The 15815-nt window shown below is 70.4% G+C and carries 15 protein-coding genes; 12 read left to right on the forward strand and 3 right to left on the reverse strand.

The window, feature by feature from the left end; all coding sequences use genetic code 11:
* Nucleotides 1-63: 63 nt before the first annotated feature.
* Together AB0F52_RS12700 and AB0F52_RS12705 are read right to left on the reverse strand one after the other, a co-directional pair.
* Nucleotides 64-1107, reverse strand: coding sequence for an MBL fold metallo-hydrolase (locus AB0F52_RS12700; RefSeq protein ID WP_360168728.1), 1044 nt, complete (start codon nucleotides 1105-1107; stop codon nucleotides 64-66).
* Between the two features lie 104 nt (nucleotides 1108-1211).
* Nucleotides 1212-2036, reverse strand: a complete 825-nt coding sequence (locus AB0F52_RS12705; RefSeq protein WP_360168731.1) for a phospholipid scramblase-related protein — start codon at nucleotides 2034-2036, stop codon at nucleotides 1212-1214.
* A gap of 121 nt (nucleotides 2037-2157) precedes the next feature.
* Between AB0F52_RS12705 and AB0F52_RS12710 the strand changes: the two genes are divergently transcribed.
* From AB0F52_RS12710 to AB0F52_RS12725, 4 genes are all read left to right on the forward strand, one after another.
* Nucleotides 2158-3195: a methionine synthase gene (locus AB0F52_RS12710; protein ID WP_360168734.1), complete on the forward strand. Its 1038-nt coding sequence runs from the start codon at nucleotides 2158-2160 to the stop codon at nucleotides 3193-3195.
* Nucleotides 3196-3278: 83 nt separating this feature from the next.
* Nucleotides 3279-3983 (forward strand): hypothetical protein, encoded by a 705-nt coding sequence (locus AB0F52_RS12715; RefSeq protein ID WP_360168737.1) that lies wholly within the window; start codon nucleotides 3279-3281, stop codon nucleotides 3981-3983.
* An 11-nt stretch (nucleotides 3984-3994) separates the two neighbouring features.
* Nucleotides 3995-6175 (forward strand): NAD-dependent DNA ligase LigA, encoded by a 2181-nt coding sequence (gene ligA, locus AB0F52_RS12720; RefSeq protein WP_360168740.1) that lies wholly within the window; start codon nucleotides 3995-3997, stop codon nucleotides 6173-6175.
* Nucleotides 6168-6662: a GNAT family N-acetyltransferase gene (locus tag AB0F52_RS12725; RefSeq protein WP_360168743.1), complete on the forward strand. Its 495-nt coding sequence runs from the start codon at nucleotides 6168-6170 to the stop codon at nucleotides 6660-6662. The genes ligA and AB0F52_RS12725 overlap by 8 nt, the downstream gene beginning before the upstream one ends.
* Before the next feature lie 70 nt (nucleotides 6663-6732).
* On the opposite strand, the gene AB0F52_RS12730 is transcribed toward AB0F52_RS12725, so the two are convergent.
* Entirely contained in the window at nucleotides 6733-7386 is a 654-nt protein-coding gene (locus AB0F52_RS12730; RefSeq protein ID WP_043781008.1) for an amino acid-binding protein, read from the reverse strand.
* A gap of 236 nt (nucleotides 7387-7622) precedes the next feature.
* Between AB0F52_RS12730 and gatC the strand changes: the two genes are divergently transcribed.
* The 8 genes from gatC to AB0F52_RS12770 all read left to right on the forward strand — a co-directional run bounded on the left by gatC (nucleotide 7623) and on the right by AB0F52_RS12770 (nucleotide 15637).
* Nucleotides 7623-7922: an Asp-tRNA(Asn)/Glu-tRNA(Gln) amidotransferase subunit GatC gene (gene gatC, locus AB0F52_RS12735; protein WP_013223569.1), complete on the forward strand. Its 300-nt coding sequence runs from the start codon at nucleotides 7623-7625 to the stop codon at nucleotides 7920-7922.
* Complete coding sequence (gene gatA / locus AB0F52_RS12740; RefSeq protein ID WP_013223570.1) at nucleotides 7919-9436, forward strand: Asp-tRNA(Asn)/Glu-tRNA(Gln) amidotransferase subunit GatA; 1518 nt, start codon at nucleotides 7919-7921, stop codon at nucleotides 9434-9436. The genes gatC and gatA overlap by 4 nt, the downstream gene beginning before the upstream one ends.
* Nucleotides 9433-10938: an Asp-tRNA(Asn)/Glu-tRNA(Gln) amidotransferase subunit GatB gene (gatB, locus tag AB0F52_RS12745; protein WP_360168748.1), complete on the forward strand. Its 1506-nt coding sequence runs from the start codon at nucleotides 9433-9435 to the stop codon at nucleotides 10936-10938. The genes gatA and gatB overlap by 4 nt, the downstream gene beginning before the upstream one ends.
* 8 nt (nucleotides 10939-10946) lie before the next feature.
* On the forward strand, nucleotides 10947-11477 hold the full coding sequence (locus AB0F52_RS12750; RefSeq protein WP_360168751.1) for a hypothetical protein: 531 nt from the start codon (nucleotides 10947-10949) through the stop codon (nucleotides 11475-11477).
* A 314-nt stretch (nucleotides 11478-11791) separates the two neighbouring features.
* The gene (locus tag AB0F52_RS12755) at nucleotides 11792-12862 is read left to right on the forward strand and encodes a Gfo/Idh/MocA family oxidoreductase (protein WP_360168754.1); all 1071 of its coding nucleotides are present in this window, start codon (nucleotides 11792-11794) and stop codon (nucleotides 12860-12862) included.
* Nucleotides 12859-13779, forward strand: coding sequence for a PmoA family protein (locus tag AB0F52_RS12760; RefSeq protein ID WP_360168757.1), 921 nt, complete (start codon nucleotides 12859-12861; stop codon nucleotides 13777-13779). Before AB0F52_RS12755 ends, AB0F52_RS12760 begins: the two co-directional genes overlap by 4 nt.
* A complete protein-coding gene (locus tag AB0F52_RS12765) occupies nucleotides 13776-14498 on the forward strand; it encodes a cupin (protein ID WP_360168760.1) in 723 nt (240 codons plus the stop codon). The genes AB0F52_RS12760 and AB0F52_RS12765 overlap by 4 nt, the downstream gene beginning before the upstream one ends.
* Complete coding sequence (locus tag AB0F52_RS12770; RefSeq protein WP_360168763.1) at nucleotides 14495-15637, forward strand: Gfo/Idh/MocA family oxidoreductase; 1143 nt, start codon at nucleotides 14495-14497, stop codon at nucleotides 15635-15637. Before AB0F52_RS12765 ends, AB0F52_RS12770 begins: the two co-directional genes overlap by 4 nt.
* The last annotated feature ends 178 nt before the right edge of the window (nucleotides 15638-15815 follow it).

Consider the following 15815-nt stretch of genomic DNA (forward strand, 5'->3'; position numbering starts at 1 on the left):
GAGGCTGGACGACGGACCTAACTGCAACGACGTGGCTACCCGCAGTGTCGGCGGCGTGTGCTCTCAGGTCACCGCGTAACGACGAACCCCGTCGACGGTCTGGGCGCTCAATTTCCCTTGAGATACCAGGAGGTCGAGATGTGCGGCGGTTTCGAGGACCGCAAGCATCTGATTGAAGGAGTCCATTTCGGACAGTTTGCGGTTGCGCCGGGTCCAGCCGATCCGGTGTGCTGCTTCGTACGCGCAAGTGGCGCCGGCCTCGATTTGGGAGGCGATCGTCTCGAGACGTTGACGATGGTGTTCCAGCAGTTCGTCGACCCGGGTGTGCACGCTGTCGGACACCGGGCCGTGCGCGGGAAGCATGCGGCGGTCCGGCATGGCACGCACCAAGCGGAGCGAGTCGATGAAGTCGTTGAGCGGCAGTTCGGCCGGCACCGGCTGGAACCCGATGGAGGGCGTGATGTGCGGCAGCACGTGGTCGCCGGAGAACAACAGGTCGGCGGTGTCGTCGACGAAGACGACGTGACCGGACGTGTGTCCCGGAGTGGCGACGACTTCGAACTGGCGCCCGGGCAGGATCGGCCGCGGGCCCGGTGTCAGCCATTCGTCGGGCGCTTCCCAGAGGTCGGCTTCCGTGTGCCGCCGGCTCGTGCCGAACTGACGGGCCAGCGCTTCCACGACTTCGCCGGCCCCGGCCTGGAACAACAGGTCGACCTGGGCTTCCATCGGCAGGCGGTCGGGATTGCCGGATGCCTTGAGCGATGGCTCTTCGTCCTGGCCGAGAGCGATCTTCGAACCGAAGTCACGACGCAGGACCACCGCCTGTGAATAGTGGTCCCGATGCACGTGGGTCACGAGGAACTCGCTGACGTCGGCGAGTCCGGCACCGATCCCGGTCAGGGCGTCGGCGAGCTGTTGCCGGGCCACGGTCAGCGCCCATCCGGAATCGACCAGGACCAGCTTCGCGCCGTCGGTGACCGCGTAGACGTTGACCGCGCGCAAAGCATCGTTGGGCAGCGGCAACGGGATCCGGTAGACGCCGGCCGAGACCTCGTAGATTCCGGGCTCGGTCCAGTTCCTGTCGCTGCTTTCCGGCAACGGTTCCACGGTGACCTCCGTCCCGGCGAGACTGCGGCGTCCCGGCCTTTCTTCAGGCTGGGCCGTGAAGGGCCGGCTGTCCACCGGGAGGAGATGAGACGCCGGTCACTCGATCAGTCGGTGTCCTGCTTCAGGGCCGTGTCGATCGTCAAGGCCGCGGCGACCACCATGCTGGCGAGCGGATCCGGCAGCGGGTGAGGGATCTCCACGACGTAGTTGTCGGCTGTGGTGAAGGCGGCTTTGAGGAACCCGCCCCAGGTCTTGGTCACCCGCGCGACCTCGGTGTCGGCGTGGTCGCGGATCGAGAAGTTCCAGGCTCGCCAGTTCTCGGCGAAGATCCCACCGACCGGCCGGCCGTCGACGACGAAGCCGAACCGGATCTTGCCGAAGACATTCTCCTGGACGATCTCGCCGATCGGCGTCTCGTCGGCCCTGGTGACGAGGAACCGGGACTTGAACACCTTCGCCGGCCGGGTCACCTTGAGGACGGTGCTGTGGTTGGCGTCGCGGACTTCGAACTTGTGGGTCAGGAACTGGTCGTAGTTGGTCAGGAGCCGGATCGCCTTCTTCAGCGTGCTCTGGCCCACCTCGACGACCCCGCCGAGCCGGTTGCCGTTTTGGTCGAAGACGCCGAACTCGTTGGCCATCTCGATCAGTTTGGCGCGCTGGTTGACCACGAGGACCGGCTCGGTGAACAGGGTCCCGCCCCCGGCGTGTGTTCCGCCTCGGCCACGTGTCGCGCGGTTGACCTGGTTCTGGATCCGGGCCGGGTCGTGGGCGCGTTCGATGTCCAGCTCGATCGGCTCGGAGTCGCTCGGAGGCGGGGATGGGGAGGCCGCGCGGGTGTCGGCGGTCCAGGCCCGGCCGTCCCACCATCGGTGCAGACGGGGGTCCCGCGCGTCCGGGTACCAGCCCGGCTGCGGTGGCGAACTCGTCATGGCCGGTCAGCCTATCGCCGCGGACCCGCTCATGGTGTCACCGAACGGAAATGCGGTGAATGTCCGCATCTTGACGCCCCGGCCGGTACCGGTATCGAGGGGTCGACCAGAATCGGTGGTCGTGAGTGAGCGAATCTGGCCCAGCGGAGCCGCAACGGCGATCGGATCGATGCCGGGCGAAGATCCCGCCGAAGCGGCGGCGGTCGTGTTCGGCGAGCTGCCCGACTTTCCGCACCTGCCCGAGCTGCCGGCCCGCGGCGTCGGGGCGGACATGCTCGGCCGGACCGCCGCACTGCTCGTCGACCTGGCCGTCGAGGTCGTGCCGAGCGGCTACCGCGTCGCGTCACGGCCTGGGCACGAGCATCGCCGGGCCCTCGATCTGCTTCGCTGGGATCTCGACGCCGTGCAGGAGGCGCGGGAGAAGTCCGGGGTCACCCCGCCGGTCTTCAAGGTTCAGCTGGCCGGGCCGTGGACGCTCGGCGCCGGGATCGAACTGGCCCGCGGTCACCGGGTGCTCACCGATCGCGGGGCCTTGCGAGACTTCACGGCGTCCCTGTTGGACGGTCTGGCCGAACACGTCGCGGAAGTGCAGGCCAGGACCGACGCGCCGGTGGTGGTCCAGTTCGACGAACCGTCGTTGCCCGCGGTGCTGGCCGGCGGCCTGTCGACGCCGTCCGGCTACGGGACCGTCCCCGCGGTGCCGGAGCCTGAGGCCCGTCAGCTGCTCACCACCGTGATCGAGGGCGCGCGACGGATCACCGGTCGCCCGGTGATCCTGCATTGCTGCGCCGCCAAACCGCCTCTGGGGTTGCTGCGCGAGGCCGGTGCGGACGCCTTGGCTTTCGACCTCGCCGCACTCGATGGGGCGTCTGCCGCGTTCCTCGACGAGATCGGCGAGGTGTGGGACGGCGGAGCGACGCTGTTCATGGGCGCGGTTCCGGCGACCTCGCCGGCGTCTCCGCTGAGCCTGAAGGATGTCGGAGAGCCGGCGTTCCGGCTGGCCGACCGGCTCGGCTTCAACCGCAGCGTCCTCGCCGAACGGGCGGTACCGACACCCGCCTGCGGCCTCGCCGGTGCGACACCGGAGTGGATGCGGCGGGCCCTGGCGCTGACGCGGGACCTCGGCAAAGCTTTCGTGGAGCCGCCGGAAGGCTGGTGACGGAATCCGGCAACTCGCCGACGTCCGCTCCGGCCGGCAAGTAGCGTGTCGGGTAGCCGACCGAACGAGGATCACCCCTGACCATGCGTCTGTTCCGCCGCAAGAGCGCCGCCGCCGATCCGCCCGACCCGCGCACCGCGTGGCCCGAGCAGCCCGTGCCGGACGATCCGGCGGCCGCCGCGGAGGCGTTCTGGCACGGCTGGTTCGAGCTGCTTCCCGTGGTCAGCGCGGCGCTGGGCGAGGGCGAGCCGCACCGGGTCGAGTACGAGCTCTGCCAGCTGGTCGAGGCGCTGCACCCGCGGCTGCACTTCTCACTCGAGCGCGGTCGCCAGGCGATCTACGCCCTGGTCGTGACCGGCCAGGAAGATCCCGAAGTGCGGCCGTTCACCGACGCGTGGCGCGCGGCCGCGCCGCCGGACGACGCGATCTGGGAGTACCACGATTCGGTCCCGCCGGTGCCCGATCCGACCGAGGTCACGGTGAACCTCGGCGAGCACCGGATCGCACTGGCCGATGTCCGGGTCGTCGCCCAGGTGGACGACGAGGAGCACGTGGTCGATGTCGCCGTCTTCCACCCGCGCTTCGGCGATCTCGACGACGCCACCCGGCGGACCATGACGTTCCTCCCGCTCGATGCGACATTGGGTGAACGGCTCGCCGCCGAACGGTTACGGCGCGTCGAGACCGCGGAGGCCGAGCCGGCCGGGTCCATCACCCTTCTGGAGCTCCGTGAACTGGTCCGCGGACTGGGCGGCGGACCGGACGAAAATGTCGGTACCTCCAGCTAGGGTTACCACCCGTGAGCAGCACCGAACTTCCCCAGGACCAGGTTGCGGCGGTCGACGCCCCGGTGGCCGCGGAGGACGTCGCCGACGTCCCGGCCGACGTCCGCGAACGGCACAGCGCCCTCGCCGAGGAACTGGGCGACCACCAGTTCCGCTACTACGTCCTGGACTCGCCGATCATCTCCGACGGGCAGTTCGACGAGCTGCTGGGCGAACTCCAGCGGCTCGAGGAGGCCCACCCCGCGCTTGTCACGCCCGAGTCGCCGACCCAGCGGGTCGGTGGCACGTTCTCGACCGAGTTCACCGCGCACGACCACCTCGAACGCATGCTCAGCCTGGACAATGTGTTCGCCGAGGACGAGTTCCTGGCCTGGGTCGAACGCGTCGAGAAGGAGGTCGGGCGCACAGAATTCCTCGCCGAGCTGAAGATCGACGGCCTGGCGATCAACCTCCTGTACGAAAACGGCCACCTGACCCGGGCGCTCACGCGGGGCGACGGCCGGACCGGTGAGGACGTCACGCTCAACGTCCGCACACTCGACCAAGTGCCGCCGACGCTGACCGGCACCGAGCAGTTCCCGGTGCCCGCCCTGGTCGAGGTGCGCGGCGAGGTCTACTTCCGCGTCGAGGACTTCCTCGAGCTGAACGCGAAGATGGTCGAAGCCGGCAAGCCGCCATACGCGAACCCGCGCAACACCGCGGCCGGCTCGCTGCGTCAGAAGGACCCCAAGATCACCCGCGAGCGCCGGCTGCGGCTGATCTGCCACGGCCTCGGCAAACGCGCGGGCTTCGAGCCCCAGCGTCAGTCGGAGGCGTACGACGCGCTGGCCGCGTGGGGGCTCCCGGTGTCGCCGCACAGCAAGGTCCTGACTTCGGCTGACGAGCTCACCGCGCACATCGCCTACTGGGGTGAGCACCGGCACGACGCCGAGCACGAGATCGACGGCGTGGTCATCAAGGTCGACCAGGTGGCGCTGCAGCGGCGGCTGGGCACGACGTCGCGCGCCCCGCGGTGGGCGATCGCGTACAAGTACCCCCCGGAAGAGGCGATCACCACGCTCCTGGACATCCAGGTCGGCGTCGGGCGCACCGGGCGGGTCACCCCGTTCGCGGTCACCGAGCCGGTCACTGTCGCGGGGTCGACCGTGGCCAGGGCCACCCTCCACAACCAGGAAGAGGTCAAGCGCAAGGGCGTGCTCATCGGCGACCGGATCGTCATCCGGAAGGCCGGCGACGTCATTCCCGAGGTCCTCGGGCCGGTCGTGGACGCGCGCACCGGCGACGAGCGCGAGTTCGTCATGCCCACTCATTGCCCGGAATGCGGCACGGAGCTCGCCTACCAGAAGGAAGGCGACAAGGACATTCGGTGCCCGAACACCCGGTTCTGTCCCGCGCAGCTGCGGGAACGCCTGTTCCACCTGGCCGGGCGCGGCGCCTTCGACATCGAGGTCCTCGGGTACGAGGCGGCGGTCGCGCTGCTAGAGGCCCGGGTGGTCGCCGATGAGGGCGACGTCTTCGACCTGAACGAGGACAGCCTCGCCGAGGTCGAACTGTTCCGGACCAAGGCAGGGGAGTTGTCGGCGAACGCGCGGAAGCTGCTCGCCAACCTCGACGCGGCCAAGGACCGGCCGTTGTGGAAGGTGCTGGTCGCCCTGTCGATCCGGCACGTCGGGCCGACCGCGGCGCAGGCCCTGGCCCGTGAGTTCGGCTCGATCGAACGGATCGAGCAGGCCACCGAGGAGGAACTTTCGGCAGTCGACGGCGTCGGCCCGACCATCGCCCACGCGACGCAGGAGTGGTTCGACGTCGCCTGGCACCGGGAGATCGTCGAAAAGTGGCGACGCGCCGGCGTGCGGATGGAGGAGGAGCGCGACCAGTCGATCCCGCGCCACCTCGAGGGGCTGTCGATCGTGGTGACAGGCTCGCTCGACGGCTTCTCGCGAGACGAGGCCAAGGAAGTCGTCATGGCCCGCGGTGGCAAGGCCGCCGGGTCGGTCTCGAAGAAGACCGCCTTCGTTGTCGTCGGGGACTCGCCTGGTTCGAAATACGACAAGGCCATTCAGCTCAAGGTGCCGGTGCTCGACGAGGCTGGCTTCCGCGTCTTGCTCGAGCAGGGCCCCGACGCGGCGCGGGAGGTGGCGCTGCCGGGCGGCGACAAGACCGCCGAAGAAGAGAGCGGGGGAACGGATGGGTGACGTCGAGATCAGGCCGCCGCGGCCCGATGAGTACGCCGCGGCGGGCGAGGTCACGGTGCGGGCGTACGAGGCCGATGGCCACTTGGCCGACGACGTCGGCTACGACGCGATGCTGCGTGACGTCGCACGGCGGGTCGAGAAGGCCGAGGTCCTCGTCGCTGTGGACGGGGCGGGGGAGGTGGTCGGGACCGTGACCGTCGTGCATCCGGGGTCCGATTACGCCGAGGTCTCGCGTCCGGGCGAGCTGGAGTTCCGGATGCTGGCGGTGGCGCCGTCGGCGCGTGGCCGCGGTGTCGGCGAAGCCTTGATCAAGGCGGTGTTCGACCGCGCTCGCTCACTGGGCCTCCGCAGAGTGGTGCTCAGCAGCGTCGACCGGATGCACAGCGCGCATCGGCTCTACGAACGCCTCGGGTTCACGCGCCTGGCCGAGCGGGACTGGCGGCCGTTCCCGCACATCTCCCTGATCGCCTATCAGATCGACTTCTGACCTGGGCGTTGTCGAGAAAGGGACGAGCCCACGCGGGCTCGTCCCTTTCGGCGACGTGACGGGCTTCTCGCTAGCCGTCGAGGACGACCGCGACGATGCCGGCGAGGTGGGCGAGCCGGGCGACTTCGGCGGCGCGGAAGTTCGGCCCGCCCGGGCGGGCGACGAGCAGCGCCTTGCCCGGCTTGCCGAGCGGGGTCGCTGCGAGCTCGGTGCCGAGCTCCTTCCATGTCTCCGGGATCCAGGCCTCCTCGCTGTCGAGGACCGTCGCGCGTTCCAGCGGCAGCCACGGCAGGTCGGTGATCGGGGTCTCGGGGGCCGCGCTGGACGACGCCAGCCGGACCGCGCCGGTCTCCGAATGTTCGACGATCATCGCCCAGCCGGCGCGCACGATGCGGGGAACGCCCTCGGCGAGGATGTCGAGGCCGGATTTCGGCTGCGCGGCGATCTCTTCGACGAGCTCGAGCTCGCGATGCGTGTCCAGGACGCCCGCGTAGGGCCGGACCGCATCGACTTCGACGCCCTCGACGCTCTCCGCCGCCGTGATCAGCGCGTCGGGCAGACGACCCGACGGGAGCTCGACCACCAGGTCGTCGACGGCGACTCCGCTGCCGCGTTCGACGACGTCCACGCTGAGGATGTCGGCGCCTACCGTGCCGAGCGCCGTGGCGACCGCGCCGAGGGTCCCCGGGCTGTCCGGAAGGAGGACCCGGATCAGGAACGACACCACGCGCCCCTCTCACCTCTGGCGTCCCAGCCTTGCCGTGGGACGCTCGATGCCGGTCGCCGATTGTGACAGACGCACCCGGCTCGCGGGACCTGCTGTCCGCCGGGCGGGATGTGAGCGTCGCCGGACGGCAGCCGGCTTGCGCCGGGCGTAACCCAGTCGAGTCCGCCCGCGCCGCCACCATAGACTTGCAGCTTCCGAGACAACCCGCACAGCACAACCCGGGAGTCACCCGCGTGCCCAACATTTCCCGAGACGAGGTCGCGCACCTCGCGAAGCTGGCCAGGCTGGCCGTGACCGACGACGAAATCGACGTCTTCGCCGGCCAGCTCGACCAGATCCTGGACTCGGTGGCCAAGGTGAGCGAGGTCGCCGCCGCCGACGTGCCGCCCACGTCGCACGCCGTGCCGCTGACGAACGTCTTCCGACAGGACGTCGTCGTCCCCGGGCTCTCGCAGCAGCAGGCGCTGGCCGGTGCGCCGGCCGCCGAAGATGGCCGTTTCCGGGTGCCGCGGATTCTGGGGGAAGAGCAGTGACCGAGCTCATCAAGCTGACCGCCGCGGAGCTGGCGGGCAAGATCCACTCGCGCGAGGTGTCGGCGGTCGAGGTCACGCAGGCCCACCTGGACCGGATCGCCGAGGTCGACGACCACATCCACGCGTTCCTGCACGTCGACACCGAGGGCGCGCTGGCCGCGGCCAAGGCCGTCGACGAAGGTCTCGCCGACGGCAAGGCGCCCGCATCGCCGCTGGCCGGCGTGCCGCTCGCGCTCAAGGACGTCCTGACGACCGAGGGCGTGCCGACGACCTGTGGTTCGAAAACGCTCGAAGGCTGGCTGCCGCCGTACGACGCGACGGTGACGCGCAAGCTGCGCGAGGCCGGTGTGGTCATCCTCGGCAAGACGAACATGGACGAGTTCGCCATGGGTTCGTCGACCGAGAACTCCGCGTACGGCCCGACGCACAACCCGTGGGACCACGCCCGCATCCCGGGCGGGTCGGGCGGTGGCTCGTCGGCGTCGATCGCGGCGTTCGAGGCCGCCATCGCCATCGGCACCGACACCGGTGGGTCGATCCGGCAGCCCGGGTCCGTCACCGGCACCGTCGGGGTCAAGCCAACCTACGGTGGCGTCTCGCGGTACGGCCTTGTCGCTTTTTCGTCCTCGCTCGACCAGGCCGGGCCCTGCGCGCGGACGGTGCTCGACGCCGCCCTGCTGCACGAGGTCATCGCCGGGTACGACCCGCGGGACTCGACCTCCATCGACACGCCGGTGCCGCCGGTGGTCGCCGCCGCCCGGCAGGGCATGACCGGTGACCTGAAGGGCGTCAAGGTCGGTGTCGTGAAGGAGTTCGGCGGCGACGGCTACCAGCCGGGCGTGCTGCGGTCGTTCCAGGCCGCGGTCGAGCAGTTGCGGGCGCTCGGCGCGGACGTCGTCGAAGTGTCTTGTCCGAATTTCGTCTACGCGCTGCCCGCGTACTACCTGATCGCGCCCAGCGAGTGCTCGTCGAACCTCGCGCGGTTCGACGCCATGCGCTACGGCCTGCGCGTCGCCGACGACGGCACGCACAGCGCCGAAGAGGTCATGTCGCTGACGCGGGAGAAGGGCTTCGGCGCCGAGGTCAAGCGGCGGATCATGCTGGGCACCTACGCGTTGTCGTCCGGCTACTACGACGCCTACTACGGCTCGGCGCAGAAGGTGCGCACGCTCATCACGCGTGACTTCGACGCCGCCTTCGAGCAGGTCGATGTCCTCGTTTCGCCCACGACGCCGACCACGGCGTTCAAGATCGGCGAGCGCGTCGACGACCCGATGGCCATGTACCTCGCCGACCTGTGCACGATCCCGTCGAACCTCGCCGGCAACGCCGCCATGAGCGTGCCGAGCGGGCTCTCCGACGAGGACGGCCTGCCGGTCGGGCTGCAGATCATGGCCCCGGCGCTCGCCGACGACCGGCTCTACCGGGTCGGCGCCGCCTACGAGGCCGCCCGCGACGCCGCCGCCGGCGGGGCGCTCATCCACAAGGTCCCGGAGCTGGGAGGAACGAAGTGACTGCCGTGGCCGAGTTGATGGACTACGCCGACGTCGTCGAGCGGTTCAACCCCGTGCTCGGGCTCGAGGTGCACGTCGAGCTGAACACGAACACGAAGATGTTCTGCGGCTGCCCGAACGAGTTCGGCGGCGAGCCGAACACGAAGGTCTGCCCGACCTGCCTGGGCCTGCCCGGGGCGCTGCCGGCGGTCAACGGCAAGGCCGTCGAGGGGGCCATCCGGATCGGTCTCGCGTTGAACTGCGAGATCGCGGAGTGGTGCCGGTTCGCGCGGAAGAACTACTTCTACCCGGACATGCCGAAGAACTTCCAGACCTCGCAGTACGACGAGCCGATCGCCTTCAACGGCTACCTCGACGTCACGCTCGACGACGGCGAGGTCGTGCGCGTGGAGATCGAGCGCGCGCACATGGAGGAGGACACCGGCAAGTCGCTGCACGTCGGCGGTGCCACCGGGCGGATCCACGGCGCCGAGCACTCGCTGCTCGACTACAACCGGGCCGGTGTGCCGCTGATCGAAATCGTGACGAAGCCGATCGAGGGCACCGGAGAGCGGGCCCCCGAGGTCGCGCGGGCGTACGTGAGCGCGCTGCGGGACCTGCTTCGCGCGCTCGACGTGTCCGATGTCCGGATGGACCAGGGCTCGCTGCGGTGTGACGCGAACGTCTCGCTGATGGCGAAGGACGCGACCGAGTTCGGGACCCGGACCGAGACGAAGAACGTCAACTCGCTGCGCAGCGTCGAGCGCGCCGTCCGCTTCGAGATGACGCGGCAGGCGGCCATCCTCGCCGAGGGCGGTTCGATCAAGCAGGAGACGCGGCACTTCCAGGAGGCCGACGGCACCACGTCGCCGGGCCGGACGAAGGAGACCGCCGAGGACTACCGGTACTTCCCGGAGCCCGACCTGGTCCCGATCGCGCCGTCGCGAGAATGGGTCGAGGAGCTGCGCGGGACGCTGCCCGAGATGCCTTCGGAACGGCGGAAGCGGATCCAGCAGGAATGGTCGCTTTCCGACGAAGCCCTGCGTGACCTGCTGAACGTCGGTGCCGTCGAGCTCGTCGCGGCCACCGTCGAGGCCGGCGCGTCGCCCGATGACGCCCGTGGCTGGTGGGTCAACACTCTCGCCCAGGAGGCCAACGCCCGCGAGGTCGAGCTGGCCGAGCTGGCGATCACGCCGGCTCAGGTGGCCGAGGTGATCGGGCTGGTGACGTCCGGCGAGCTGACGAACAAGCTGGCGAAGGAAGTCGTCCAGGGCGTGCTCGCCGGCGAGGGTGAGCCGCGGGAAGTCGTCGAGAAGCGCGGGCTGAAGGTCGTCTCGGACGACTCGGCGCTGCTCGCGGCGATCGACGAGGCCCTGGCGGCGCAGCCGGACGTCGCGGAAAAGATCCGCGGCGGGAAGGTCGCCGCGGCGGGCGCCATCGTCGGCGCGGTCATGAAGGCGACCAAGGGGCAGGCCGACGCCAAGCGGGTCCGTGAGCTGATCATCGAGCGCGTCGGTTCCTGACCGGTTTCATGACACGACCGGGATTCGTCAAGAGCGTCACCTGGCGCGAGTGGCTCGGCCTGGCGGCCGGGCTGCTCGCGCTTGGCTCGACGTTCCTGCCGTGGACCACGCTGACCGCCACCAGGCCCGATATCGAGAGCATCCTCGCGCAGCTGCCCCACGGTGACGTCGTCCGCGACGCCTGGCACTCGAGCTTCTTCTCCTGGTGCCCGCCGCTGCCGTTGCTGCTGGCCGGGCTGGTCGTGGTTGCTTTCGGGCGAATCCGGACCCTGCGGGTCAGCGGCCTGCCGCAGCTGTGGCTGGTGGTCGCCGCGGCGTCGCTGCTGCTGATGGTGCTGGGCTGGTTCACCCTGGACTGGGAGTTCGACGCCGACCAGCGCGGCATCTTCGAGGCCGCCGGGGTCGCCATCGGACCCGGCCTGGGCCGGTTCCTCGGGCTGTTCGCGGCGCTGGTGTCCGGTGTCGCCGCTTTCCTGGACATGCGGGCGATGCGAGCCGAGAGCCGCCAGCCGCGGAAGACCCGCAGCAAGAGTGGCTGATCTTCGCGGGCGCCCCGCGAACCGCTTGGACGCGAGGTACTTCAGCGTCGCTCGGCCTACTTCGGCAAGAGTCCTACCGCTGGAGAATTTCCGACCGGCTGTGCGAGTCGTCCGACCGGTGGATCGCGGTCGTTGACAACGTTGCCATCGCGGCCGCCCGTTGCATGAGAAAGCGCTTTCTGGAACGGTCGGAGACGCGCAGCCCGGCCGCGGAGATCGCCGTCCCGTGGGTGGCGAGCGGCGCGGATCGGCGCTGCTGGGGCGCCGGAGGCCGTGGAGGGAGACCCGGGTTGGCTGAGGGAAAGCGCTTACGGGTGGCCGTCATCGGAACCGGGGCCATCGCGGAGAGCCACCGGACCGCCTTCGAGGTCCACCACGAAGACGTCGACATCGTGGCCGCCGCCGACGTCGACGAGGCACGGGTGGCCGCCTTCTGCGCCGGGACCGAGCACGCCAAGCCCTACCGCGACCTGGGCACCCTGCTCGCCGAGCAGGAACCGGACCTCGTCTCGATCTGCACGCCGCCGAGCCTGCACGTCGAGCAGACGAAGAGGGCGCTCGAGAGCGGGGCCTGGGTCTGGTGCGAGAAGCCGCCGTGCCGGTCGCTCGCCGAGTACGACGAGATGACCATTGCCGAACGGGACGGCGGCCCGTACGCCGCCTTCGTCTACCAGCAGCGGTCCGGCTCGGCCGCCGCGCACTTCCGGGACCTGCTCGCGGGCGGGGAGCTGGGGCGCCCGCTCGTCGCGCACTGCCAGACCACCTGGTACCGCGATGCCGCCTATTACGCGGTGCCGTGGCGGGGGCGCTGGGAGACCGAGGGCGGCGGGCCGGCCATGGGCCACGGCATCCACCAGATGGATCTGCTGCTCCACCTGCTCGGCGACTGGGCCGAGGTGCGTGCGATGACCGCTCGGCTGGTGCACGACGTCGAGACCGAGGACGTCTCCACCGCGCTGGTCCGGTTCGAGTCGGGCGCGCTCGCGACCGTGGTCAACAGCGTCCTCTCGCCGGACGAGGTGAGCCGGATCCGGATCGACTGCGAGCTCGCCACCGCGGAGCTCACCCACCTCTACGGGTATGGCGTCAAGGATTGGCGCTACACCCCGGCGCCGCACGTCGCCGGGGATGCCGTCGAACGCTGGCACACCCCGGCCGACGACGTCGGCAGCTCGCACGCCGCCGCGTTCACGCCGATCCTCGCCGCCTACCGGGCCGGGCGGCGGCCGCCGTGCAGCGGGGATGACGGGCGGCAGGTGCTGGAGTTCGTCGCCGCGCTGTACAAGTCCGCGTCCACCGGGCTCGGGGTGCGCCGCGGGGAGATCGGGCCGGGTGATGCCTTCTACCGCTCGATGGCCGGTGCCGAGGCAGGAGCCCGCGGATGAGTGCGACGATCACGGTGACCCACCGGCACGGCGAGCGTGTTTCCGTCGAAGCGGGCGGCGTCGAGCTGATGTCCTACGTGTACAAGCCCGACCCGGTGGCCTTCGAGTCGCGCAAGCCCTACGCCCACCCGCTGCGCACCCTGGGCGGCCGGCACGTCAGCGGGTACCGGCCCGCCGACCACCGGTGGCACAAGGGCCTGCAGATGACGTCGAGCCACCTGTCCGGGCAGAACTTCTGGGGCGGCCATACCTACGTCCCCGGCGACTGGTACCAGGAGCTGCCCGACCGCATCGGTTCCATACGGCACGACGGATTCGCCGGCTTCACCGTCGGACGCGACCGGCTGAGCTTCGCCGAGGACCTCACCTGGGTCGCCAACGGCGGGGACGAGTGGGCGCGGGAGCGGCGCGACATCATCGTTCACTCGGTCGAGCCGGACGAAGGCGCCTGGGCGCTCGACTGGGGGATCGAGCTGACCAACCTCCGCGACACCCCGCTCGTGTTCGGCAGCCCGACCACCGCCGGCCGCGAGCGGGCCGGGTACACCGGCCTGCACTGGCGGGGGCCCCGGGACTTCGGTGGCGGCCAGGTCCTGGGCCCCGGCGACCTCGAGGGCGAGGCGATGATGGGCGCGCAGGCGCCGTGGCTCGCATTCGTGGGCGAGCACGACGACGTCGACGCGCATTCGACGCTGGTCTTCGCCCATGCGCCCGAGAACGACAAGGCGATCCACGAGTCGCACTGGTTCGTGCGGGCCGAGGAGGCGCCCATGGTCGCCTTCTCGTGGGCGTTTTTCGACGAATTCGAGCTGCCGCCGGGCGAAAGCTTCACCTACCGGTACCGGATCGTCGTCGCCGACGGGGCCTGGGACCGCGACCGGGTGACCCGCTACCTCGACGGGCACGGGTGGTCATGAACGATTTTCCGCTACCGGGTGGCATCGGCGTCTCGCACCTGCGTGCCTACAACTGGGTCGCCGAGGACGGGGTCTGCGGCGGCAGCCCGCACCTCCACCTCGCCTGCACCGAGGCCTACGTCGTCACCGGGGGCCGGGGCGCCGTCCAGACCCTGAGCGCCGGCGGCTACGCGGAGACGCCTCTGGCGGCCGGGGTCATCGCGTGGTTCGCGCCCGGCACCGTGCACCGGATGGTGCAGGACGACGGCCTGCGCGTCACGGTCCTGATGCAGAACAGCGGGCTGCCGGAAGCCGGGGACGCCGTCTTCACCTTTCCGCCCGAGGTGCTCGCCGACGCGGCTGCCTACACCGAGGCCGCGGCGTTGCCGAAAACTGACGACGCCGCTCGGCAGCGGCGTGACCTGGCCGTTCGTGGGTACCTGCCGCTGCGGGACGCCCTGCGAGACGGCGATCCGGAACCGCTGCGGGCATTCCACCGGGCGGCCGTCGCGCTCGTCGCGCCGAAGGTCGCAGAGTGGGTACCGCGCTGGCAGGCCGCGGCACTGCGGGCCGCCGAACTGACCGGGGCGCACCTCAAGGCGCTCGCCGACGGCGACGGGAGCCACCTCGACCGGTCCGGCCTGCGGGTCGCGACGCCGTCGAACCCGGACGGCTACGGCATGTGCGGCCGCCGGGCCGAATACGACATCCCGCTCGACCAGGAAGGCTTGCAGAGATGAACCAGTCCAGCATCGGAGTGCTCCTCAACGGGGTGACGGGCCGGATGGGCTACCGGCAGCACCTGCTCCGGTCGGTCCTGGCGATCCGCGAACAGGGTGGCGTCGCCCTCCCGGACGGCAGCCGCGTGCAGCTCGAGCCGATCCTCGCCGGGCGCAGTGCCGCGAAGCTCAAGGACCTCGCCGACCGTCACGGCCTGACGGCGTGGACCACCGACCCCGGCTCGGCGCTTCAGGACGTCGAGATCTACTTCGACGCGCAGCTGACGTCGGCGCGCGAGCCGTCGGTGCGGGAAGCCATCGCCGCCGGCAAGCACATCTACGCCGAAAAGCCCCTCGCCGAGACGCTGCCGGCGGCGCTGGAGCTGGCCGGGCTCGCGCGGGACGCCGGGATCTGCCACGGCGTCGTGCACGACAAGCTGTTCCTGCCCGGGCTGCTCAAGCTGCGGCGGCTGATCGACGGCGGGTTCTTCGGGCGGATCCTGTCGGTGCGCGGCGAGTTCGGCTACTGGGTGTTCGAGGGCGACTGGCAGGAGGCGCAGCGCCCCAGCTGGAACTACCGCGCCGAGGACGGCGGCGGGATCGTCCTCGACATGTTCTGCCACTGGAACTACGTGCTCGAGAACCTCTTCGGTCGCGTCTCGGCGGTGACGGCGAAGGCGGTGACGCACATCCCGCGCCGCTGGGACGAGCAGGGCGAGGCGTATGCGGCGACGGCGGACGACGCCGCGTACGGCATCTTCGAACTGGAGTCGGGGGCCATCGCGCAGATCAACTCGTCGTGGTCGACGCGGGTTTTCCGCGACGAGCTGGTCGAGTTCCAGGTCGACGGCACCGAGGGCAGTGCGGTCGCCGGGCTGCGGCGCTGCCGTGTCCAGCACCGCTCGGCGACGCCGAAGCCCGTCTGGAACCCGGACCTGCCGGCGACCGAGCCCTTCCGCGACCAGTGGCAGGAGGTGCCGGACAACGCCGAGTTCGACAACGGCTTCAAGGCGCAGTGGGAGGAGTTCGTGCGGGACGTGGTCGCCGGACGGCAACACCGGTACGACTTCTTCTCGGCCGCCCGCGGTCTGCAGGTGGCGGAGGCCGGGCTGACGTCGTCGGCCGAAGGGCGGCGGGTGGAGCTGAAGCCGTTGAGCTGACGGTCGGCGGACGAGGACGGTTCGGCACCGGCCGTGGCGGCGCGGGGACCGGTCGGGCGGTGGCCGCGCGCGGCTGGTCCTGGAGCCACGCGGCGCGGCTCACGCTGTGGTCGATAGTCGGCGACTGGTGAAACTTGCTGGTCAGTCCATGCGCTGCGCTTGCGCGGAGCAGGCTGTG

Source organism: Amycolatopsis sp. NPDC024027 (assembly GCF_040638975.1).
Classification (GTDB): Bacteria; Actinomycetota; Actinomycetes; order Mycobacteriales; family Pseudonocardiaceae; genus Amycolatopsis.